General features: G+C 64.6%; 2 protein-coding genes. Both read left to right on the forward strand.

From position 1 onward, the window contains the following. Positions 1–120 precede the first annotated feature (120 nt). Positions 121–339 carry a helix-turn-helix transcriptional regulator gene (locus SAZ01S_RS23370; protein WP_084584712.1) on the forward strand — a complete coding sequence of 73 codons (219 nt, stop codon included), beginning with the start codon at positions 121–123 and terminating at the stop codon, positions 337–339. A gap of 132 nt (positions 340–471) precedes the next feature. Continuing rightward, positions 472–678, forward strand: coding sequence for a hypothetical protein (locus tag SAZ01S_RS23375; RefSeq protein ID WP_084584713.1), 207 nt, complete (start codon positions 472–474; stop codon positions 676–678). Positions 679–718: the final 40 nt, after the last annotated feature.

A 718-nucleotide genomic window follows, 5' to 3' on the forward strand; every position in this document is an offset into this window, starting at 1 on the left:
ACCGGGAGTCCCCAGATGGCCCCATCTGGCCCCAACAGGGCTCTTCTCCCGGCCAAAAAGTACAGCGCAGACTTGCCCCGGAGCGCTCCACCACACCCCAAACAATGCAAGGTGATAGCAATGCATATCCAGCCCAATCCACCCGATCGCATTCTCCGGATCAAGACCGTGCTCGCACGCACCGGCCTCACCCGGTCCACCCTCTACCGAAAAATGGAAGCCGGCACCTTTCCGAAGAACACCCGGATCAGCACCCGCTGCGTGGGCTGGCGCGAGTCCGCCATCGCTGAATGGCTGCGAAACCTGACACCCGATGGAACCGGCAACGATCCAGCCTGACGAGGCCGAGCCCCACCAGTGCCGGTATCGCACAAGACGGCGCGCTGAAGCCCGAACAGGCGCCACAGCCCTTGCGCCGCGCAGGGACCATGGCATCCTCGCCCCGCGACTCAACCAGAGGAGAGGATCGCCATGTTCCGCGTCTCGACCATCGCCGCCGCTATTGCCCTTATCGCCACCCCTGCCCTCGCCGCAGGGCCGTGCAAGGACGCGAAAGGCAAGTTCGCCAAATGCCCGCCCGCCGCTGCCGCCGCAACCGGAGGCGTGACCAAGGACAAGAACGGCAAATGCCATGTCGCATCCGGCCCCAAAAAGGGTCAGTTCACCAAGTGCCCGTGAGCCGTTCGGCACGCTGACGAACGCGATCCCAGCTCGGCAA

This window comes from Sphingomonas azotifigens NBRC 15497 (genome assembly GCF_002091475.1).
Classification (GTDB): Bacteria; Pseudomonadota; Alphaproteobacteria; order Sphingomonadales; family Sphingomonadaceae; genus Sphingomonas; species Sphingomonas azotifigens.